The organism is Polymorphobacter multimanifer (assembly GCF_014205635.1).
In the GTDB taxonomy this organism is placed as follows: Bacteria; Pseudomonadota; Alphaproteobacteria; order Sphingomonadales; family Sphingomonadaceae; genus Sandarakinorhabdus; species Sandarakinorhabdus multimanifer.
In genome coordinates this window covers 62,860-82,696 of sequence record NZ_JACIIV010000008.1, presented here as the reverse complement: position 1 = coordinate 82,696, position 19,837 = coordinate 62,860, and the positions used below count along the sequence as shown (strand labels likewise).

Annotated in this window: 16 protein-coding genes and 2 pseudogenes; 10 read left to right on the top strand and 8 right to left on the bottom strand. The window is 65.4% G+C overall.

Features of this window, described 5'->3' with window-relative positions:
• The first annotated feature begins 67 nt into the window (after window positions 1–67).
• The 8 genes and pseudogenes from pufB to FHS79_RS06545 all read left to right on the top strand — a co-directional run bounded on the left by pufB (window position 68) and on the right by FHS79_RS06545 (window position 5,703).
• Window positions 68–295, top strand: a complete 228-nt coding sequence (gene pufB, locus FHS79_RS06580; RefSeq protein WP_184197202.1) for a light-harvesting antenna LH1, beta subunit — start codon at window positions 68–70, stop codon at window positions 293–295.
• An 11-nt stretch (window positions 296–306) separates the two neighbouring features.
• Entirely contained in the window at window positions 307–492 is a 186-nt protein-coding gene (gene pufA / locus FHS79_RS06575; RefSeq protein ID WP_184197198.1) for a light-harvesting antenna LH1, alpha subunit, read from the top strand.
• A 140-nt stretch (window positions 493–632) separates the two neighbouring features.
• A complete protein-coding gene (pufL, locus tag FHS79_RS06570; protein ID WP_184197195.1) occupies window positions 633–1,460 on the top strand; it encodes a photosynthetic reaction center subunit L in 828 nt (275 codons plus the stop codon).
• Window positions 1,461–1,475: 15 nt separating this feature from the next.
• Window positions 1,476–2,447 carry a photosynthetic reaction center subunit M gene (pufM, locus tag FHS79_RS06565; RefSeq protein WP_184197192.1) on the top strand — a complete coding sequence of 324 codons (972 nt, stop codon included), beginning with the start codon at window positions 1,476–1,478 and terminating at the stop codon, window positions 2,445–2,447.
• Entirely contained in the window at window positions 2,444–3,604 is a 1,161-nt protein-coding gene (pufC, locus tag FHS79_RS06560; protein WP_207792246.1) for a photosynthetic reaction center cytochrome PufC, read from the top strand. The genes pufM and pufC overlap by 4 nt, the downstream gene beginning before the upstream one ends.
• An 82-nt stretch (window positions 3,605–3,686) precedes the next feature.
• Window positions 3,687–3,863: pseudogene (locus FHS79_RS19300) on the top strand (NAD(P)-binding protein); the annotation flags it as partial.
• A 124-nt stretch (window positions 3,864–3,987) separates the two neighbouring features.
• Window positions 3,988–4,311, top strand: coding sequence for a hypothetical protein (locus tag FHS79_RS06550; RefSeq protein ID WP_243452734.1), 324 nt, complete (start codon window positions 3,988–3,990; stop codon window positions 4,309–4,311).
• Window positions 4,312–4,371: 60 nt separating this feature from the next.
• Complete coding sequence (locus FHS79_RS06545) at window positions 4,372–5,703, top strand: metal-dependent hydrolase family protein (RefSeq protein ID WP_184197183.1); 1,332 nt, start codon at window positions 4,372–4,374, stop codon at window positions 5,701–5,703.
• 4 nt (window positions 5,704–5,707) lie between these two features.
• Here FHS79_RS06545 and FHS79_RS06540 read toward each other — a convergent pair whose 3' ends face one another.
• Complete coding sequence (locus FHS79_RS06540; protein ID WP_184197180.1) at window positions 5,708–6,802, bottom strand: fatty acid desaturase family protein; 1,095 nt, start codon at window positions 6,800–6,802, stop codon at window positions 5,708–5,710.
• Between the two features lie 203 nt (window positions 6,803–7,005).
• The gene (locus tag FHS79_RS06535) at window positions 7,006–8,160 is read right to left on the bottom strand and encodes an acyl-CoA dehydrogenase family protein (protein ID WP_184197177.1); all 1,155 of its coding nucleotides are present in this window, start codon (window positions 8,158–8,160) and stop codon (window positions 7,006–7,008) included.
• 96 nt (window positions 8,161–8,256) lie between these two features.
• Between FHS79_RS06535 and FHS79_RS06530 the strand changes: the two genes are divergently transcribed.
• Complete coding sequence (locus FHS79_RS06530; protein ID WP_184197174.1) at window positions 8,257–9,504, top strand: dipeptidase; 1,248 nt, start codon at window positions 8,257–8,259, stop codon at window positions 9,502–9,504.
• 841 nt (window positions 9,505–10,345) lie between these two features.
• On the opposite strand, the pseudogene FHS79_RS06525 reads toward FHS79_RS06530, so the two are convergent.
• Window positions 10,346–11,511 (bottom strand): annotated as a pseudogene (locus tag FHS79_RS06525) (acetyl-CoA C-acyltransferase).
• A gap of 10 nt (window positions 11,512–11,521) precedes the next feature.
• Window positions 11,522–12,142, bottom strand: a complete 621-nt coding sequence (locus FHS79_RS06520; protein ID WP_184197171.1) for a histidine phosphatase family protein — start codon at window positions 12,140–12,142, stop codon at window positions 11,522–11,524.
• Window positions 12,143–12,223: 81 nt separating this feature from the next.
• Between FHS79_RS06520 and dnaN the strand changes: the two genes are divergently transcribed.
• Window positions 12,224–13,342, top strand: coding sequence for a DNA polymerase III subunit beta (gene dnaN, locus FHS79_RS06515; protein ID WP_184197168.1), 1,119 nt, complete (start codon window positions 12,224–12,226; stop codon window positions 13,340–13,342).
• Here dnaN and FHS79_RS06510 read toward each other — a convergent pair whose 3' ends face one another.
• From FHS79_RS06510 to FHS79_RS06495, 4 genes are all read right to left on the bottom strand, one after another.
• Entirely contained in the window at window positions 13,343–14,206 is an 864-nt protein-coding gene (locus tag FHS79_RS06510; protein ID WP_184197165.1) for a phosphodiesterase, read from the bottom strand.
• A 130-nt stretch (window positions 14,207–14,336) separates the two neighbouring features.
• The gene (locus FHS79_RS06505; RefSeq protein ID WP_184197163.1) at window positions 14,337–16,319 is read right to left on the bottom strand and encodes a cytochrome c3 family protein; all 1,983 of its coding nucleotides are present in this window, start codon (window positions 16,317–16,319) and stop codon (window positions 14,337–14,339) included.
• 7 nt (window positions 16,320–16,326) lie between these two features.
• Window positions 16,327–17,229 carry a hypothetical protein gene (locus tag FHS79_RS06500; protein WP_243452715.1) on the bottom strand — a complete coding sequence of 301 codons (903 nt, stop codon included), beginning with the start codon at window positions 17,227–17,229 and terminating at the stop codon, window positions 16,327–16,329.
• A 77-nt stretch (window positions 17,230–17,306) separates the two neighbouring features.
• Window positions 17,307–19,835 (bottom strand): cyclic nucleotide-binding domain-containing protein, encoded by a 2,529-nt coding sequence (locus FHS79_RS06495; protein WP_184197160.1) that lies wholly within the window; start codon window positions 19,833–19,835, stop codon window positions 17,307–17,309.
• Window positions 19,836–19,837 lie beyond the last annotated feature (2 nt).

The window sequence follows — 19,837 nt, the reverse complement described above, 5'->3', positions numbered from 1 at the left end:
CCGCAAAGCCGCCGGTCGGGCGAGGCCATCGTGGCCCCGTTTGGCGGACAGACTGGAGGAAAACTGCATGAATGACAGCAAGATTGGTCCGGGCACGTACCTGACCGACGCCGAGGCGAAGGAGTTCCACAAGGGCTTCGTTGCGTCGATGGCGTTCTTTACGTTCGTGGCGATCATCGCCCACTTCCTGGTCTGGGCCTGGCGGCCTTGGCTCGGTGAAGCACGGCCGAATACCGCTTCGATCGAGAGCACCCAGATGGCTGAGTCGGCTGCTGCCGCCTCACCCCGCATTTAAGGAGAATGACAATGTGGAGAGTCTGGCAGACCTTCAACCCGCAGCGGATCATGACTGCGCTGGCCGTGTTCCTTTTCACGCTGGCAATCCTGATCCACTTCATCCTGCTCAGCACCGAGCGTTACAACTGGCTCGATGGTGCCGCCCCGGCGGCGGACACCACGGCGGCTGTGACCGACGTCAGCGCAAACGCCTGACATCACGGTTTCGTGCAGACCAAGTGACTGACCTTGCGCGACGGACGGGGCTGGCAACCCCATTCCCGTCCGTCCGCATCATCGACTGAAGGCCCGCGCTGCTGCTCTATTCCGAGTGGTCGCCCGGAGGGAGGTGCCCCATGGCGCTGTTGAGTTTCGAACGGAAATATCGCGTCCGCGGAGGCACGCTGATCGGCGGTGACCTCTTCGATTTCTGGGTGGGCCCATTTTACGTGGGCTTCTTCGGGGTGACGACGATCTTCTTTGCAGCGCTGGGCACGGCGCTGATCCTGTACGGTGCCGCCATCGGCCCGACTTGGAACCCCTGGCTGATCAACATCGCGCCGCCCGACATCAGCTACGGGCTGGCGCTGGCACCGCTCCGCGAAGGCGGGCTCTGGCAGATCGTCACCATCTGCGCGATCGGTGCCTTCTGCAGCTGGGCTCTCCGCGAAGTGGAAATCTGCCGCAAGCTCGGCATGGGCTATCATGTCCCCGTCGCCTTCGGCGTCGCCATCTTCGCCTATGTGTCGCTGGTCGTCATTCGCCCGGTGCTGATGGGCGCCTGGGGCTGGGGCTTCCCCTACGGGATCTTCCCCCACCTCGATTGGGTGTCCAACACCGGCTATCAATATCTCCACTTCCACTACAATCCGGCGCACATGCTGGCGGTGAGCTTCTTCTTCACCACCACTCTGGCGCTCGGCCTGCACGGCGCGCTCGTGCTCTCGGCGGTCAACCCTGCCAAGGGCGAGGACGTCAAGTCACCGGAATATGAGGATACCTTCTTCCGCGATCTGATCGGCTATTCGGTCGGCACGCTCGGCATCCACCGCGTCGGCCTGTTGCTGGCCCTCAATGCCGGTTTCTGGAGCGCCATCTGCATCATCCTCAGCGGACCCTTCTGGTCGCGTGGCTGGCCGGAGTGGTGGACCTGGTGGCTCAATCTGCCGATCTGGTCGGCTTAAGGGGAGGCTTGAACCATGGCTTACCAAAACATCTTCACCCAGGTTCAGCTTCGCGGCGAACTCGAGCCGGGCGTCCCGCTCAGCCCGAACAACGATCCGCGCATCGGGCCCTTCGGCTTCACCTATCTCATGGGCAAGATCGGCGGGGCCCAGCTCGGCCCCCTCTATCTCGGCAAGCTGGGCGTCGCCTCGCTCATCTTCGGCACCCTGAGCATCGTCATCATGGGCATGAACATGCTGGCATCGGTCAATTATGACCCGATCCAGTTCGTCCGCCAGTTCTTCTGGTTGTCGCTGGAGCCGCCCGCTGCCCGCTATGGCTTCCAGATCCTGCCACCGCTAGCCGAGGGTGGCTGGTGGGTGATCGCCGGTTTCTTCCTCACCGTTTCGATCCTGCTCTGGTGGGCACGCACCTATCGCCGCGCGCGCGAGCTCGGCATGGGCACCCATGTCGCCTGGGCCTTCGCCTCCGCCATCTGGCTCTATCTGGTGCTCGGCTTCATCCGTCCGCTCGCCATGGGCTCCTGGTCGGAAGCCGTGCCCTTCGGCATCTTCCCGCACCTGGATTGGACCGCAGCCTTCTCGATCCGCTACGGCAACCTCTTCTACAACCCCTTCCATGCCCTCTCGATCGCCTTCCTCTACGGCTCGACCCTGCTCTTCGCGATGCACGGGGCGACCATCCTCGCGGTCGGCCGCTACGGCGGCGAGCGCGAGATCGAGCAGATCACCGATCGCGGCACTGCGTCAGAACGCGCTGCGCTGTTCTGGCGCTGGACGATGGGCTTCAATGCCACCATGGAATCGGTTCACCGCTGGGCCTGGTGGTTCGCGGTGCTGACGACGCTCACGGGCGGCATCGGCATCCTGCTGACCGGCACTGTTGTCGACAACTGGTATCTCTGGGCTGTCGAACATCACTTTGCCGAACAGTATCCCGCCACCGGCACGGTCGATCCGTCCACGCTCCCGGGAGCACCGCAATGATGAGAAAGCACCTCACACTTCTTGCAGCCATCCCGGCCCTGTTGCTGGGTGGCTGCGAGATCGGCACCAAGGTCGTCGAACAACAAGGCCCCAACGGGCTCGCGATCAACCAGATCCAGCACAAGGCGACCCGCAAGATCGCCGCCGACGTGCCGCCGCCGCCCTATGAGCTCACCCCGGACATGCGCACCGGGGACCGTGCGCGCGATGTCTATCAGAACGTCCAGGTCCTCGGGGACATCTCGGTCGACGAGTTCAACTACATGATGGCCTCGATCACCGAATGGGTGTCGCCGGCCGATGGCTCGGTCGAAAACGGTGGCTGCAACTATTGTCACAATCCCGAGAACATGGCGTCGGACGAGATCTACACCAAGGTCGTCTCGCGCAAGATGCTGCAGATGACCCGCGCCATCAATGCCAACTGGACGCCGCACTTCCAGAACAATTATGGCGAAAGCTCCGAAGGTGCGGGCGTCACCTGCTGGACCTGCCACCGCGGCAACCCGGTCCCCGCCAACATCTGGTCGGGCGTCCCCGTCAATACCGGCAAGCTCGCAGGCAACAAGCGCGGGCAGAACACGCCCCTCATGCAGACCGCATATTCATCGCTCCCCTACGCCAGCTTTGCAGCGTATCTGGAAGGTGACGGCAATGTTCGCGTCAATGCCCGCTCGGCCTATCCGAGCCAGCACGAAGCCTCCATTCCAGCCACCGAAATGACCTATGCGCTGATGATGCACCAGAGCCAGGCACTCGGCGTCAACTGCACCTTCTGTCACAATTCCCAGAATTTCGGGAAGTGGGACGACAGTCGCACCCAGCGCGTCAATGCCTGGTACGGCACCCGCATGGTGCGCGACATCAACAACAACTACATCAACGATCTCGGTGACGTCTGGCCCGTCAACGGCCAGGGCATCTATGGCAACCGCCGCGGTCCCGAGGGCGATCCGCTCAAGGTCAACTGCGCCACCTGCCACAACGGCATCAACCGCCCGCTTGGCGGCGCCAAGATGCTGCGGGACTATCCGGCCCTCAAGGGCGCGCACAGCATGGTCAACATGCCCACGCCCCCGGCCGGCGCCCCAACCACCACTGCACCGGCCACAACCACGCCGGTCGCCGCCATCGCGGACACCAAGCCGGCCGTCTGATCCCTCGATCAGCGCCGCAATCAAGCCCGGGGCCGCAACGCCCCGGGCTTTTTTTGCGCGCTGCCCCTCTCCACAAAGCCAAGTGGCGCCCCCGAACGCCGCTGCCATCCTCCCCGAGCTTGACGTTCTTATCGTCGGCGCCGGCTTCTCCGGCATGTATCTCGTCCACCGCCTCCGCGCCCAGGGCCAGAGCGTGCGCGCCATCGAGGCCGGGTCAGAAGTCGGCGGCACCTGGTACTGGAACCGCTATCCGGGTGCGCGCGTCGATACCCAGAGCATCGAATACAGCTTCGCCTTCGACGATGATCTCGTCCGCGAATGGCAATGGTCCGAGCGCTACGCCCCCCCAAGGCCCTTCGACGCCGTCCCAATCCACCTGGACGATGCTCGTCGACCAGACCGCCGCCCACACCCTGCTGCCGCGCGCCAACAGCTGGTACATGGGCGCAAATGTGCCCGGCAAGCCGCGCCGCTTCATGCCCTATGCCGGCGGCCCCCACACCTATGCCGACATCTGCAACGCCGTCGTCGCCAAGGGCTATGAAGGTTTCACCATCCGCCAAGGCGATCAGATCCTCTCCGATCAGCCCGGCTTCACCTGCCTCCCCACCGTGCCGGACATCCCCACGCCGCTGCTCGCCATCATCGCCGAGCGCCTCGAAGCCTTCACCGCCGCCCATGCGCAGCAGGATGTCGCTGCCGAATAAACCGGCTGCCGGCATCCCCGTCCGATGGTATTTTCCTGCGCGAACAGGAGGAACATCTTCATGCGGCTCATCACGTCCATCATTGCCACACTGCTGTCATCGCCGGTCTACGCCCAGCCACAAGCGGCTCCCGAAACGCTTTTCACCAACGTCCGCGTCTTCGATGGCACCACGCCCCGCCTGTCGGCCCCCACCTCGGTCCTCGTCCGCGGCAACACCATCGCCGCCATCGGCCCGGAAGCAGTTTCTGCCACCACCGCCAGCCCACAGGCCACGGTCATCCAGGGCAACGGCCGCACGCTCATGCCGGGCCTCATCGATGTACATGTCCATCTCGTCTTCTCCTCGATGACGATGATGAGCCTGCTCGCCCCCGATCTCACCCCCGAATCCGCCTTCAAACAGGCCGAGGCCGAGGCCGGCCGCATGCTGCTGCGCGGCTTCACCGCCGTCCGCGATGTCGGCGGCCCGGTGTTTCCCCTCAAGGCCGGGATCGACGCAGGCAGATTCCCCGGCCCCCGCATCTGGCCCTCAGGCGCCGTCATCAGCCAGACCTCGGGACACGGCGATTTCCGCCTGCCCAGCGAGCCGTCGCGCCGCTTCACCGGCCAGCTCTCGCGCGCTGAAAAGCTCGGCGCCACCTTCATCGCCGATGGGCGCGACGACGTGCTCACCGCGGTGCGTGAGAACCTGCGCTTCGGCGCCAGCCAGCTCAAGCTCATGGCCGGCGGCGGCACCTCATCAGCCTATGATCCGGTCGACGTCACCCAATACACCCCCGACGAGATGAAGGCCGCCGTCGAAGCCGCCGAGGATTGGGGCACCTATGTCACCGTCCACGCCTATACCCCGCGCGCCATCCGCCGCGCGCTGGAAGCCGGCGTCCGCTCGGTCGAACACGGCCAGCTCCTCGATGAGCCCACGCTCAAGCTGATGAAGGCGAAAGACGTCATCCTCTCGCTCCAGGTGCTCATCGACAACAACGACAGCATGGACGAAAACCGCCGCATCAAACGTGCCCCCGTACTCGAAGGCCAGGCCAAGGTCTGGCCACTCGCCAAGCGCCTCGGCGTCAAACTGGCCTGGGGAACCGATTTCCTGTTCCAGCCCGAAATCAACGGGGACCAGAACCAGTATATCACCGCGCTCAAGCCCTGGTTCTCCCCGGCAGAAATCCTCAAGCTCGTCACCCACGACAATGCCCAGCTGCTCGCCCGCTCAGGGCTGCGCAGCCCCTATCAGGGTCGCCTCGGTGTCGTGGCAAAAGGCGCACTCGCCGATCTGCTTCTGGTGAATGGCGATCCGCTCTCCGATATCGATCTGCTCGCCCGGCCCGAAACCAGCTTCGCCGTCATCATGAAGGATGGGGTGCTCCACAAGAACACCTACTAAGCGCTCAGGCCGTCCGCGTTCCCGCCGTGCGCCACAGCCGCGCAATCACGCCGGCCAGCGCGCGGTGGTTACCGTCCCGATAAGCGCTGTCGGCCGGAAGCCCGGCGGTCAGCCGCCGATGCGCCTCGCCCAGCGCATGATAGGGCAGCCCCGGCAGCAGATGGTGGAGCGCATGGTAGCGCAGTCCCACCGGCGCCCAGAGTGCCGGCAGCATCGCCGGCGGCGGCACGTTCACACTGTCGAGATATTGCGCGGTGATGCTCATCTGCGCGCCGTCGTTCTCCCACAGATGCGCCGCCAGCGTGCGCACCTGGTTCAGCACCATGCTCACCGAAAGCACGCCGAGCCAGATCGCAAACGCCCGCAGCGGGATCACACCGGTGCCCACACCAGCAAGCACGCCGATCGCGAACACCGACGTCGCCGCCTCCAGCCGCTGCCAGCGTCCGCGTGCCACGCCCGCCACCGGCTCGCGGCGGAAATCAGGATTGATCGAAAGCGCCGAGAATCGCGCCTCCAGCGCCGTGCGCAGCCCCGGCACCACCAGCGAGAGCGGCGCCAGCACCGCCCAGCGCAGCAACAACGCCAGCGGGCCGATCGCCGAAAGCGCCACGAACAGCGGCAAGCTCAGCTTGGGCTTGAGCGCCAGCGCCATATATTCGGGGTCGCGGACGGTGCCATAGCGGTTCCGCATGTGATGGAGATTGTGCACGCCTTCGTACATGAAGCTCGGAATCATCAGTGGAACGCCCGCAATCAAGTTCCACACCAGCCGGTATCCCGGCACATGCTCGTCCTTCATGTGCGTGATTTCATGGATGAAACTGCCGAGCCGGTAGATTGCGAGCACCGCCACCAGCGCCAGCCCGGCAAACGCCGCTCCGCCAAGGTCGGGCACCAGCATCAGCGCTGCGAGCGCACCCCAGCCCAGCACCGCCGAAGCCAGCGTGTCGGCCCAATAGACCAAGGGACGATACGCCCCCAGGTCACGCGCAATGGTCGACGCGAGCCGAATCATCGCCGCATCCTCGGCCATGCCACTCGGACGCGCCGGGGCAGGGGCTTCAGGCGCAAAGGCAAAGGCGGCGGCGGTCGACATTTCTCACCATATCACATGGGATTGCGACTGCTTAAGGGCAAGACCGCGCGTCGTCGCATCAGTTTTTGGCAAGTGGGCCCCCGGCGGCTTGGGCCCTGGGCCTCAGACCCCATCACGCGGCCTTGGCAAACCTCGACCGGTGCGTGCGAAAGCCCATCTGTCGGGGTCCGGGGCCGAGGCCCCGGCCGCCGGAGGCCGCTTCCTCAGATCGTCCGGCTGATCACCTCGCGCATGATCTCGCTCGTCCCGCCATAAATCCGCTGCACCCGCGCATCGCGCCACATCCGCGCAATCGGATATTCGTTCATGTATCCCGCCCCGCCGTGCAGCTGCAGCGCCTCATCGACCACGCGCCCCTGCATCTCGGTGTGCCAAAGCTTCGCCGCACTCGCTTCGGCCGCGGTCAGCTTGCCCTCCAGAAGCCGCTTCAGCCCCCAGTCGATCTGCGCCCAGCCCACCTGCAGCTCGGTCTTCATCGTCGCCAGCTGGAATTTGGTGTTCTGGAAATCGAACACCGTCTTCCCGAAGGCCTTGCGCTCCTTCACGAACTTCACCGCCTCGTCGAACGCCCGCTGCGCGCCGGCCTGCGCAGAAATCGCGATTCCCAGCCGCTCCTGCGGCAGCTGGCTCATCAGATAGATGAAGCCCTTGTTCTCCTCGCCCAGGCAATTGGTCATCGGCACCCGCACATCCTCGAAGAACAGCTCCGACGTGTCGGCCGAGTTCTGGCCGATCTTGTCGAGGTTCCGCCCACGCGCAAACCCCTCCGTCCCCGCTTCGACAAGGATGAGCGACGTCCCCTTCGCCCCCTTGTCGGGGTCGGTCTTGGCCACCACGATGATGAGATCGGCATTCTGCCCATTGGTGATGTAGGTTTTGGAGCCCGAGATCACATAATGGTTGCCGTCGCGCTTCGCCGTGGTCCGCACCCCCTGCAGATCGCTTCCAGCCCCCGGCTCGGTCATGGCAATCGCGGTGATCAGCTCGCCCGAGATCATCTTCGGCAGATATTTCTGCTTCTGCTCTTCCGAGCCATAGGACAGGATATAATCCGCCACGATGTCCGATTGCAGCGTGATGCCCGCCGAAGACCCGGCATAGGCCAGCTCCTCGTTCACCACCGCATTATAGCCGAAATCCAGCCCCAACCCGCCATATTCCTCGGGCACCGTCGGGCACAGCAGGCCATTGTCGCCACACGCGCGCCAGAAATCCCTGGAGACCAGCCCCTCCTCCTCGAAGCGATCGAGATTGGGGATCAGCTCACGGTCGAACAGCTTGCGCACACTCTCCCGAAACGCATTGTGTTCCGGCCCATAAACCCGGCGTTCGCCAGTATCCAGCCTTGTCTCGAGCATCGTCCGTCTCCCAATCTTGCACCATCACGATACGCGATGCGAAATATCGCGGCACCTCTCTTGCATGGGAGGCCAAGGTGGTGCGACGATGCGAACATGAACAAACTCATCCTGCCCCTCGCCGCCCTTCTCCTCGGCACCAGCGCCCTCGCGCAAGCGCCCGATCCCGCCCTTCAGCGCGCCATGGCGGTCCTCAAGAAGCAGCCGGTCATCGACGGCCATAACGACTGGCCCGGCGCCCTTCGCGGCGGCTTCGGCGAAAAATGGTGGGAGGTGGACCTGATGCAGGACAGCCGCCGCTTCCAGCGCCCGCTCCACACCGATATCCCGCGCCTCCACCAGGGCCAGGTCGGCGGCCAGTTCTGGTCGGTCTATGTCCCCGCCAGCATCACCGGTCCTGCGGCGGTCAAGGCGACCATCGAGCAGATCGACATCGTCCATGGCCTCATCAAGCGCTACCCGCAGCATTTCGAGCTCGCCAGCACCGCCGCCGATATCCGCCGCATCCAGAAGACCGGCAAGATCGCCTCGCTCCTCGGAGTCGAAGGCGCCAGCCAGATGGACAACAGCTTGCCAACGCTCCGCATGTATCACGCGCTCGGCGTGCGCTACATGACCCTCACCCACAGCAAGCACAGCGATTGGGCGGACAGCGCCAACGAGGCCCCCCGCCCCCAGCCGCTCACCGAATATGGCAAGGCGGTCGTGGGTGAAATGAACCGCATCGGCATGCTCGTCGATCTGAGCCATGTCTCCCCCGGCACCATGAAGGCGGTGCTCGCTGTGGCCAAAGCCCCCGTCATCTATTCGCACAGCTCGGCCCGGGCGCTCGCCGATCACCCGCGCAACGTCCCCGATGATGTGCTCGCCCTCGTCAAGGCGAAAGGCGGCGTGGTGATGGCCAATTTCGTCCCCGGCTTCATCTCGGAAGCCGTCGTCCAGCACACCGCCTCGCGCTCGGCCGAATTCACCCGCCAGAACCTGCTTTTCCTCGGCCAGCCCGACAAGGCCGCCGCCGCCATGGCCGCATGGAACAAGGCCAACCCCGCCCCGGTCGTCGACCTCAAGGTCGTCGCCGATCATCTCGATCACATCGCCAAGGTCGCCGGCCATGATGCCGTGGGCCTGGGCGCCGATTATGACGGCATCCCCGCCGGCCCGGTCGGCCTCGAAGGCGTGGAAACCTACCCCGCCCTCTTCGCCGAACTCGTCCGCCGCGGCTGGTCCGACGAAAACCTCGCCAAGCTTGCCGGTGGCAACATCCTGCGCGCCATGGAAGCGGCCGAAAAGGTCGCGGCGGGGATGAGCGCGCAAGTGCCGAGTGCGGCAACGGTGGGCAACTAACCCCTCCCTCCCCCTCGCGGGGAGGGACAGCCGCGAAGCGGCAGGGTGGGGGCCTGCCCCACGAAACAAGACCAGCCCCACGCCCGGGCCTGTCCTACACCCGCGATTTCCGTCAGGGTGCAGCTATGGCGCTGCGTCTTTCTTCCCAGTCCCGTGCGATCGCGCGCGTTGCAAAGGCCGGGAGAGACGCGCGAGTCGTGTCAACTTCGTCGACTTCGGCGCTGCGCAGGGGGCCGCGGCAAAGCCGCGTCCTGACGTCAGACGAGTTCGGCTGGCGGAGGGCCAGCCGCCTCGCTGGCCGAGCTTGCGCCTCTCGCGCGATAGCTTCGCTATCGCCGTGGGCGCTACGCAAAACATCCGCCGAGGTTTCCCCCGGCGGATGCTGTGTCGTGCCTCGCTCGCCGCACGGGCAGCGCTTTCTCAACCGGCGTCCGGCCGGGCTCGCGCCCATGCTGCACTCCGCTTGCGTCCAGCCCCGCCCGGAGGCGCGCTACACGGCACTTCGCTCCGGTTTTCGGCCGCCCTTGCAGGCACCTTCCACCTCGGCAGGATCGGCATTCCCGGTTGCCGCGGGCGTCTCCGTTCATACTGTTCGTGCTGCCACGTCCAGCAAGTCCGGTTTCGCTGCACTGCGATCGGTAAACCAACCCAGGCTTCCTTGCTTCAATTCCCCGCGCAAGGCCGGGAATAACCGTCAAGCAAGCCGTATCCGTTTGTTTCCTTTGGCGTTTCCGCCGCCGTCAATTCCCGGCTACAGATGAATGGTCTCATGAGAGGCCGAGTCGTCAAAGTGAAATATTGCCGTCCCAGCCTGTGGATAACGGGGATATCGGGGATAGAATCAGATGAGCTCCACCGCCATCGCCGTCGCCTCGCCCCCGCCGATGCAAAGCGCTGCCACCCCGCGCCGGCCGCCGGTCCGCTCGAGAGCGGCCACCAGCGTCGCCAGGATCCGCGCCCCCGATGCCCCGATCGGGTGGCCGAGTGCGGTTGCCCCGCCATGCACATTCAGCCGCCCCCGGTCGATGCCCAGATCCTGCATGGCGATCATCGCAACAGCGGCAAAAGCCTCGTTCACCTCGAAGAGATCGACATCGGCCACCCGCCACCCCGCCCGGTCGAGCACTTTCCGGATCGCCGGCACCGGGGCCGTGGCAAATTTCGCCGGTTCATGGGCATGGGCGGCATGCGCCACGATCCGGGCCCGCACCCGCAGCCCCAGCTTTGCGGCCACATCGCTCCGCGCCAGAACCAGGGCAGCTGCTCCGTCCGAAATCGACGAGGCATTGGCCGCGGTGATCGTGCCATCCTTGGCAAAGGCGGGTTTCAGCCCCGGAATCTTGTCGGGCCGCGCCTTCCCCGGCTGCTCATCTTCGGCCACCAGCCCGGCCTTGGTTTCCACCCCCACAATCTCGTCGGCAAACGCCCCCTCGGCAATCGCCCGCTGGGCCCGCGCCAGGCTTTCCAGCGCATATTCATCCTGCGCCACCCGGCTGAACTGGTAATCCCGTGCACTGTCCTCGGCAAAGCTCCCCATCAGCCGCCCCGGCTCATAGGCGTCCTCCAGCCCATCGAGGAACATCGAGTCCTTCACCACATCATGCCCGATCCGCGCCCCGCCGCGGTGCTTGGCGAGCAGATAAGGCGCGTTCGACATGCTCTCCATGCCCCCCGCCACAATCACCCCGGCCGATCCGGCGCGCAGCGCATCATGCGCCATGATCGCAGACGCATCCCGCTGCCGCACATCTTGTTGACCGTGGTGGCCTCGACCGAGATCGGCAGTCCGGCACCCAGCGCCGCCTGCCGCGCCGGCGCCTGGCCCAGCCCGGCCGGCAACACGCAGCCCATGAAGATCTGCTCGATCATGTCGGGCGCCACACCTGCCCTTTCCACCGCCGCACGCACCGCCGCGGCCCCCAGAACAGTCCCCGGAAGTCCCGAAAATACCCCCTGGAAGCCCCCCATAGGCGTCCGCGCCAGTCCCGAAATCACCACATCGCTCATGATACGCACCTCAAGCAGCCTTCACACCATGCACTCCGGAACCCAGATGCAGCACTGTTTCGGCGCCATCCTTCACATGAAACACCGTGCCCTGCGGCCCGTCGGGCGCAATCGCCACCCCATGCCAATCCTCGCCCCCCACCAGCAGCCCGCGCAGCACCCGGGCGGTGATGCCATGGCTGATCGCCAGCACCGGCCGGCTCGGATCGAGCTCCGCAAGCCACTCCGAGAGCCGCGCGGCAATGGCCGGAAACCACTCGCCCTGCGGCGGCTGCACGCTGAACAGCCGCCGGCCCTGATCAACGATCGGCCCGATTTCGGCAATGATTTCAGCATAATTTCGCCCTTCCCAAGCGCCGACATCGATCTCCAGCAATCGCTTGTCATGCTGCCAGTCGAAGAAGGAGCGGCCGATATGCTCGCTCACGATCGCCGCTGTCTGCTGGGTGCGCCCCGAAGGCGAGACCCAAAGATCGCGGCCTTCCGCCACCCCGCTGGCGCCAATCGCCGCCCCCATCGCCTCGGCCTGCGCAATGCCGGCGCGGGTCAGCGGGGTATGCCCCAAATGCCCCTGCATCCGAGCGGCGGCGTTGAAGACGGTTTCGGCATGGCGAGCAATGACAATATCCATGGGGGAACCCCTAGCACGGCACACCGCACCCGCTATAGTGCCGCAAAACAATCACGGCCCTGCCAAAACCAAGGAACATCGATGAAGGCCACGGTCGAACGCGCTACGCTGTTGAAATGTCTCGCCCATGTGCAGTCGGTCGTCGAGCGTCGCAACACCATCCCCATCCTGTCGAACGTGCTCATCGAGGCCCGCAGCGATGGCCTGCGGCTGATGGCGACCGATCTCGATCTGCAGATCGTCGAGACCATCCCGGCGCAGATCGACCTCAACGGCGCCACCACCGCCTCGGCGCACACGCTGTTCGACATTGTCCGAAAGCTGCCCGAAGGCGCCCAGGTCGAGCTGGCCACCTCCGGCGACCGGATGAGCGTCGTCGCCAACCGCGCCCGCTTCAGCCTCGCCACCTTGAAGCGCGACGATTTCCCGGTGATCGCCGAAACCGAGCTGCCGACGCAATTCACCCTCACTGCGGCTGCCCTTCGCGAGCTGATCGACGCCACCCGCTTCGCCATCTCCACCGAGGAAACCCGCTACTATCTCAACGGCATCTACGTCCACGCCCCCGACGGGCTGAACAAGCTCCGCGCCGTCGCGACCGACGGCCACCGGCTGGCGCGGATCGAGCTCGACCTGCCCGAGGGCGCCGCCGGCATGCCCGGCGTCATCGTGCCGCGCAAATGCGTGGCCGAGGTCCGCAAGCTCATCGACGAGCTCGCCGCCGATGCGCCGATCGAGATTGCGCTGTCCACCTCGAAGATCCGTTTCCGCTTCTCGGGCGAGGCCACGCTCACTTCGAAGCTGATCGACGGCACCTTCCCCGATTACAGCCGCGTCATCCCCACCGCCAACGACAAGCGGCTGGTGGTCGACACCCGCAGCCTCGCCGAAGGCGTGGACCGCGTTGCCGCGATCGCCACTACCGAGAAGACCCGCGCGGTCAAGCTTGCGCTCAGCGCCGGCAAGGTGACGCTTTCGGTCACCAGCCCGGAGAATGGCACCGCGTCCGAAGAAGTGTCGGCGGACTATGCGTCGGATGCGATCGAGGTCGGCTTCAACTATCGGTATCTGCTCGATATTCTCGGTCAGGTCGGGTCGGATTCGGTCGATGTGCATCTGGCCGATGCCGCCGCTCCCACACTCATCCGCGAGTCCGACACCTCGAAAGCTCTCTACGTGCTGATGCCGATGCGCGTCTGATCAGTCGTGCCCCCAGCTCTCGCCGACCCGCTCGGCGAGAATGTGGCGCACCGTCGGTTGCATCCGCGCATTGTAGCGTGCCAGCACCGGATGCTCGCCACCCGATCCGAAATGGGTGACGAGATCGCGGCCTGTCCAGTAATGCAGCGCAAACCCCGGCCCTTCCGCCACGATCATGTCCCGGCCATCGGGCATTTCGGGATCAAGCTCGCGAAAGTCGATCGCTACCTGCGGCGCGGATGATGGACACACCGCCAGCGTAGTGCCGCCCCAGCCGGTGACGATGGCGCGGTGCAGATGTCCGGTGACCAGCCGGATGATATGCGAATGCTTCTCCACGACAGCCCGCAGCCGCTCCACCCACCCTGCATCAAGATCCTCGGTCATCCACCCATTGCCGGTCTCGATCGGTGGGTGGTGCAGCACGACGATCGTTGGCCGTGCGTCTTCCGCAAGCCGGGCATCGAGCCAGGCGGCACGGCCTGCATCCAGGCTGCCGCCGTGGCGCCCCTCCTCGAGCGTGTCGAGCACGACCACCCGCAGCGGTCCGGCATCATAGCAATATTGCAGGAAGCCGCCGACACGCGGAGAGTCGGGGAACACCTTGAAAAAATTGCCGCGATCATCGTGATTGCCGAGTGCCGGAAGTGTCGGGAACGGCAGCGCATCGCACAGCGCCTTGAATGTCTCGTAAGAGGCGATCGTGCCATGCTCGGTGATATCCCCGGTGGCAAGCAGAAGATCGGGGCGCGGCGAAAGCGCCAGCAGCGTCTTCACCACATCGTCGAAGCGCTTGCGGTTGAGTTCCGCCGGGTCATCCGGCTGGAAGCCCAGATGAATGTCTGTGACCTGAGCAATCAGCATCGGACCAGCCCGTTCCCCCCGCCACTCGTGTCTGGCCAGATACGCAGCGCGAGGACAGGATGACGCATCAGATTCGTTACCGCAACATCAACCGGTGCAAGACTGTGCGAGATGTCGAGCGTCCGCAATGTCATCCGCCCGCCCGGACCTGCGCCGGGCCGGCGGGCGCCGACGGTGACCAGCGACTGCCGGTGCTGCGGTGGCCAGCGGGTGCGGTGCTCGCCGCAACCTTGATCGGCGTTGCGGCGGGTCCATCCGTGCCGAAGTGAAAGCCATGGCAGGTGTCGCAGCTGGCAGCGACATTGGTCTTCACGTTGCTCGATCCGTGGCAGTCGCGGCACTGCGCAACCGGCGGCAGAAGCACATCGGTTGCCACCTTCGAGGTCGGCACCCCCTTGTGGCATGCCACACACGCTGCATCGCCGGTCTTCCCGTCATAGCTGTCGTGCTTCCTGTGCGGAAAGCGGCTCTTGGGGAGATAATGGTCGTTGATCGTCACCGGCATCACCTTCCAGCGTTCCGCCAGATGGGGCGCGCCCGTCCGCTCCACCTGATGGCAATCGCCACAGACACCATCCTTGATGAAGATCTGATCCACCGCCGCCTCGGCACGGCTGCGTGCATTGCCGATGCCCGAAAGCCGCAGCTGCTGCGCCTCCACTTCGGCCATGCGCCCCGGGGCGCGTCGCTCGAACGCCAGCCGCTGCACGTTGGCACGCGGTGCCACTGCCTGCGACAAATAGAAATCCCGAACGATCCCCGCCACCTGCGGCGCCTTGCCATGCGGAAGCGTGCGTACCACGCCACCATCGCGGGCAAAGGCCAGATCATGGCAGGCACTGCAATTGGCCTCCATCTCGATCGGCTTGAAGCGCTCACCATCGCTGTCGGCCACATGGCAATAGTTGCAACCCAACGCGCCGTCTCTGGCGGGCAGGCCCTGCTTCAGCACCATGTTCGCCACGCTGTTGGTCTTCGACATGTGGAGTTCATGCGGATAGATCAGCCCCGAGGCCTCCTTGGGCCGGGAATCGAGCGATACCCGTTCGAAGCGCGGTGCCGTTTCCGAAGCCGCAGCGACCAGCGTCGCCTTGAACTGCGGATGCTTCTCCCAGCCTTCGACATTGGCGATGCGCGCATCGGTCAGCCGTGCATCGAGCCCGGTGTGGCAATCGGTGCAGAAGCTCTGCGCCACCATCAGCGCACCGCCGGGGCCTTCATGCTCCTTGTGGCAGCCGGCACAGCGGCCTTCTTCCAGCCCGACTGCCCTTTGGATTCCGGCTTCCACGGCCGCCAGCCCACCGCTGGGGATGAAGCGCCCGCGCGCCATCCGGTCGGCGGCGGCATGGTCGGGCACCGCACTCGGCTTGTGGCACGCGGTACAGGCGGCATCGGTGGTCGAGACGAACGCCGCCTGGTGGCAAGCGCCGCAGCTGTTGGTGATGCCGGCATGCGCGCCCGACATGGGCCCGCTGGTCCACACGATATCGGGCTGCATCGCGGTCCGCGCCGCCGCCGGCGTTACACCCAGTGCAGGCTGCAGGCCGGACCGCACCGCCACCGGAATCGGCCGCGCGGCGTCTGCTACCATGTCCACCGGCAGATCGACATTGCCGCGGCCGAGCATGGTGAACACCGGCAGCGCCAGCCCGAACAGCAGGACCACCAGCCCAAGCGTCCAGGCCATCGCCCGCTTGGTCGGCAGCGTGCCCTTGAGCGAGAAGATCTCGTTCTCCGCAGTGGCGTCGGCGGCGTCGCTGGCGGCAATTACCCGCTCGGCCGTGATCGCCACGTCATCGGCCGCGTCACCGGGCTCGAGCGTCAGACGGTGACTGGCGAGGTTGATGATGGGGCGCTCGGCGACTCGCAGCTCGGCTCGGTTGACGAACTTGCCGTCGATCTCCAGCGGAATGCCGCCGGTTGCTTCCACCGCCACCAGCCCTCCCGCCAGCCGTGTCAGCTTGGCGTGGCGCAGCATGACTCCAAGGTCCGCCAACTGGATATCGCAATCGGTGCCGCGGCCGACGCTGATCTCGGGCGCCGCCAGCGACCGCGTGCGGATGATGTCGCCTCCATCGGCGCGCTTGGCAATCTGGCGGACGATAAAGCTCATTTGGCCATCACCAGTAGATGAACACGCTGAGGACGTGCGCGGTGAGCGCCACCAGAAGCGCGATCGTCATCGGCACATGCAGATACAGCCAGATTTCCAGCTGGGTCTTCATGCGGATATGGCGCCGCGCTTGCGCCAGGGCTGCATCCTTGCGCTCGAGCAGGAACAGGATCTGGGTCAGCGCCGGGTCGGGCTTCGCCCGCCGCATCTGCTCGTTGACCAGGCCCTGGATGGCGTCCCGGGCCCGCGCATTGCCGCACCTCGGGTGGCGGGCGGTCAACCGCTGCCACAGACCGCCGGACACTTCGCACTCCTCGAGGCTCAGCCGCACCAGATCGGCCTCGGCCCTGGCCAGCGGCTGTGCGGCTGTATCGAGCTGCCGGTCGAGCGTGCGGATCGCCTCCAGCATCTGTGGCTGGGTAGCCTCGTTGCGATTGGCCGAAAGCTGGGCAGGCAACCGGGCATAGACAACCACGCCATAGATGCCCGACACGATGACCAGCATCATCAGCACCCAGGCGAGCGTGTGCACGTTCCAGCCCAGCTGGAAGCCCGCGTGCAGCGTGCCGATGACGATCAGCGACAACCCGAGATAGACATGCGCGCTCGTCCACGCCTTCAGGGAATAGGGTTTTGTGGTGATGATGCGCTTCCTGAGGCCGATCGTGCTGAGCCAGACGATGAGAAGCAGGCCCAGCGTGCCGAGCAGATAGCCCAGCGCCGTGCCGCCATTGGGCCGCGGCGTCTGGTCGACGAGCGCATAGGCGACGATCGCGAGGACCGACAGGCCGCCGGCTACCTTCGCCCAGCGCATCCGGCCGTGGGTGAGGAAGCCTTCATGCGCAATGTCGCGCGGCGCCCGCGTCACCGCCCTGCCGCGCATTGCGCGGGATTCCTGTTTGCCGCGCATTGCGCGGGATTCCTGTTTGCCGCGCATTGCGCGGGATTCCTGTTTGCCGCTCATCGTCCGGGGCGCCCGCGTCGCCATCAGCCGCCCTTCCGGTCGAGCAGCGCCACCGACAGGAATTGCTCGGGGTTGACGCGGATCGCGGCTCCAGTTGGGCAGGCGCGCACACAGGCCGGGCCACCGGACTGGCCCGAGCACATGTCGCACTTGATCGCCTTTTTGGGCGCTTCGGGGTCGGCGTGCTTCTTCTTCCACTTGAGCCCGGGCTCGCCCGGCCCCGGCCCCTGGCCGAAGAGCATCCAGCTGATCAGCCACGGCCGCTTGGGCGGCACCTTGTCCATGCGGATCACGCCATAGGGACAGTTCCGTTGGCAGTTGCCGCAGCCGATGCAGGTGTCGTCGATATAGACTTCGCCGGTCGGCCCGCGGTGGATGGCATTGGGCGGGCAATCGGCCATGCAATGCGGGTGCTCGCAGTGCCGGCACGAGGTCGGCACATGCAGATGCGCATAGGTGCGCCCCGCTTCACGATCGAGCCGGCTGAGGCCATCATGGCTGTCAGCACAGGCCTTTTCGCAATTGTCGCAGCCAATGCACAGCGTCTCGTCGATCAGCAGCACATCGGTGGCCTCGCCAACGCCATTGTCGACCAGGAAATTGGCGACGCCGGTGTACATGTCCACCACGCCCTCGAAACTGTCCTTCTTCGATTCGATATAGCTGTTGAGCTGGGTGCGGCTCGACATCTCTTCGCGCAGCCGGGCGGTGAGGCCGGGCTTGGCGGCGAGCAGCGGCCGAAACGCCTCGCCGGGGATGCGGATGACATCGCTCTTCACGGCTGCGCGCACCGTGGCAGTGCGGCGCCCGCCATCGATGACTGCCATCTCGCCGACATAGGAGCCGGCGGGCACATAGCTCAGGAACACCGGCTTGCCGCCGATCGCCTTTTCCACCACCATTGAGCCGGAGCGGATGATGAAGATGTCGTCCCCCTCCTCACCTTCCTTGATCAGTGCCTGCCCCGCCTTCATGGTTTCCACCTTGGCGGCGGCCACCGCATCCTTGAGATCGGCTGGAGTGAGCCCCGATTTGAAGATCTGCAGCAACGAGCGCTCAGTGGTGACGCGGGTGACTTCGCGCGATGCGCTGGGCACGGCGCTCATCAGCTTGAGGGCAGCGGTGCGCGAGATTTCGACAAGAATGCAGTCGGTGCCGGCGCGGATGGTGGCGCCGCGCTTGCGCCCGGAAATCAGCCCCACTTCGCCGAAGATCTCGCCCTTGCCGAGTCCCACGGTGATCGACGGGTCGTTCGGGTTCACCTCTACAAGCACTTGCCCCTCGGCAATACCGAACAGCGACGAACCCGGCGCGTTGCGCTCGAAGATAACGTCACCGGCGCGATAGGCCCGCGCCTGGCTGTCGAGCATGAATTCGCGCATCTGCAGCGGGCTCATGCCGTTCAGGATGCCGACATTGCTCCGCAACAGCTCGAGCCAGTCCGCCACGGAACGTCCGCCCGGCAGCCCGGCGAACTTGGCTTCGAGAATCGGCTCGTCGGCGGGCTTGAGGCTGGTGTTGCCGTTGATGAACTCGACGACATCATGCCCCTGGTTCATGCAATGCTTGATGAGCGGATAGCCGGCGAGCGCCCCGATGACGAAAATGCCGGGGGCTGTCGATTCGAACACTGCCGACAGCTTGGGAAACGCCAGCCGGTCGTTCGAGGCAAACTCCACCCCACAGGCTTCGACAAAGCCGCGCGGCGGCGCCGACCCCATGCGCGCGATGATCCGGTCGCAGCGAGCGCGCACCTCGCCATCGGCGGTTTCGAGCACGATCCAACCGGGCTCTATGCTTCTCGTCGTGGTGCCCAGCATGATCGAGATGCGCCCGGCGTCGCGTGCTGCCATCAGCGCCTTCACATTGGCATCCTTGGCCGTGGAGAACTCGCCGCCACGGTTGACGAGCGTGACGACATTGCCCTGTGCCGCATCGCCGGCCAGCCCGAGCGCATTCTCGATCCCGGCGTCGCCGCCGCCGATGACGAAGATATGCTCGTCATTGTACATCGCCGGATCGTCGAGCTGATATTGCACATGCGGCAGGTTGCCCCCCGGGCACCCCATGAGATTGGGATTGCCCTGGGTGCCGATCGCCAGCACCACCGTCTCGGCCATCACTTCGCTGCCATCGGCCAGTGTAAGCTTGTAGGGAGGCGCCAGGCGCTGCATCTCCTTAATTTCGCTGGTGCCATCGCGCTTGCGCGTCACGGTCTTCATGATCGAGCCGGGAATCGGGTCGCCGGTGCCCACGATCGACTTGATCTCGGCATGGCGCCGCACATTCACCTTGTGGTCGGCGGTCTGGTTGTCCCACAGTCCGAGCACCGTCTCGCGCTTGCCGGCGTCGAAAGCGAGATCGGAGCGGAGCACCAGTTGTGATGGCGTCGCCATCACATGCTTGCCCTTCTGGTACTTGTAGATCGTGTCGGAGAGATGATCCGTCTTCTCGAGCAGCACATGGCTGAGCCCGAGCGCCGCGGCCCGCGCGGCTGCACTCAGCCCCGCGGGCCCGGAGCCAATGATGGCGATCCGGTAGCAATCGCTCATCG

What these genes read in the sequence shown, in the direction of transcription:
- FHS79_RS06495 (WP_184197160.1), bottom strand. Translation starts at nt 19,835, where the DNA reads ATGAGCGATTGCTACCGGATCGCCATCATTGGCTCCGGGCCCGCGGGG.
- pufM (WP_184197192.1), top strand. Translation starts at nt 1,476, where the DNA reads ATGGCTTACCAAAACATCTTCACCCAGGTTCAGCTTCGCGGCGAACTC.
- FHS79_RS06520 (WP_184197171.1), bottom strand. Translation starts at nt 12,142, where the DNA reads ATGGATATTGTCATTGCTCGCCATGCCGAAACCGTCTTCAACGCCGCC.
- pufA (WP_184197198.1), top strand. Translation starts at nt 307, where the DNA reads ATGTGGAGAGTCTGGCAGACCTTCAACCCGCAGCGGATCATGACTGCG.
- FHS79_RS06530 (WP_184197174.1), top strand. Translation starts at nt 8,257, where the DNA reads ATGAACAAACTCATCCTGCCCCTCGCCGCCCTTCTCCTCGGCACCAGC.
- pufL (WP_184197195.1), top strand. Translation starts at nt 633, where the DNA reads ATGGCGCTGTTGAGTTTCGAACGGAAATATCGCGTCCGCGGAGGCACG.
- FHS79_RS06550 (WP_243452734.1), top strand. Translation starts at nt 3,988, where the DNA reads ATGCTCGTCGACCAGACCGCCGCCCACACCCTGCTGCCGCGCGCCAAC.
- FHS79_RS06505 (WP_184197163.1), bottom strand. Translation starts at nt 16,319, where the DNA reads ATGAGCTTTATCGTCCGCCAGATTGCCAAGCGCGCCGATGGAGGCGAC.
- FHS79_RS06500 (WP_243452715.1), bottom strand. Translation starts at nt 17,229, where the DNA reads ATGCGCGGCAAACAGGAATCCCGCGCAATGCGCGGCAGGGCGGTGACG.
- pufC (WP_207792246.1), top strand. Translation starts at nt 2,444, where the DNA reads ATGATGAGAAAGCACCTCACACTTCTTGCAGCCATCCCGGCCCTGTTG.
- pufB (WP_184197202.1), top strand. Translation starts at nt 68, where the DNA reads ATGAATGACAGCAAGATTGGTCCGGGCACGTACCTGACCGACGCCGAG.
- FHS79_RS06540 (WP_184197180.1), bottom strand. Translation starts at nt 6,802, where the DNA reads ATGTCGACCGCCGCCGCCTTTGCCTTTGCGCCTGAAGCCCCTGCCCCG.
- FHS79_RS06535 (WP_184197177.1), bottom strand. Translation starts at nt 8,160, where the DNA reads ATGCTCGAGACAAGGCTGGATACTGGCGAACGCCGGGTTTATGGGCCG.
- FHS79_RS06545 (WP_184197183.1), top strand. Translation starts at nt 4,372, where the DNA reads ATGCGGCTCATCACGTCCATCATTGCCACACTGCTGTCATCGCCGGTC.
- FHS79_RS06510 (WP_184197165.1), bottom strand. Translation starts at nt 14,206, where the DNA reads ATGCTGATTGCTCAGGTCACAGACATTCATCTGGGCTTCCAGCCGGAT.
- dnaN (WP_184197168.1), top strand. Translation starts at nt 12,224, where the DNA reads ATGAAGGCCACGGTCGAACGCGCTACGCTGTTGAAATGTCTCGCCCAT.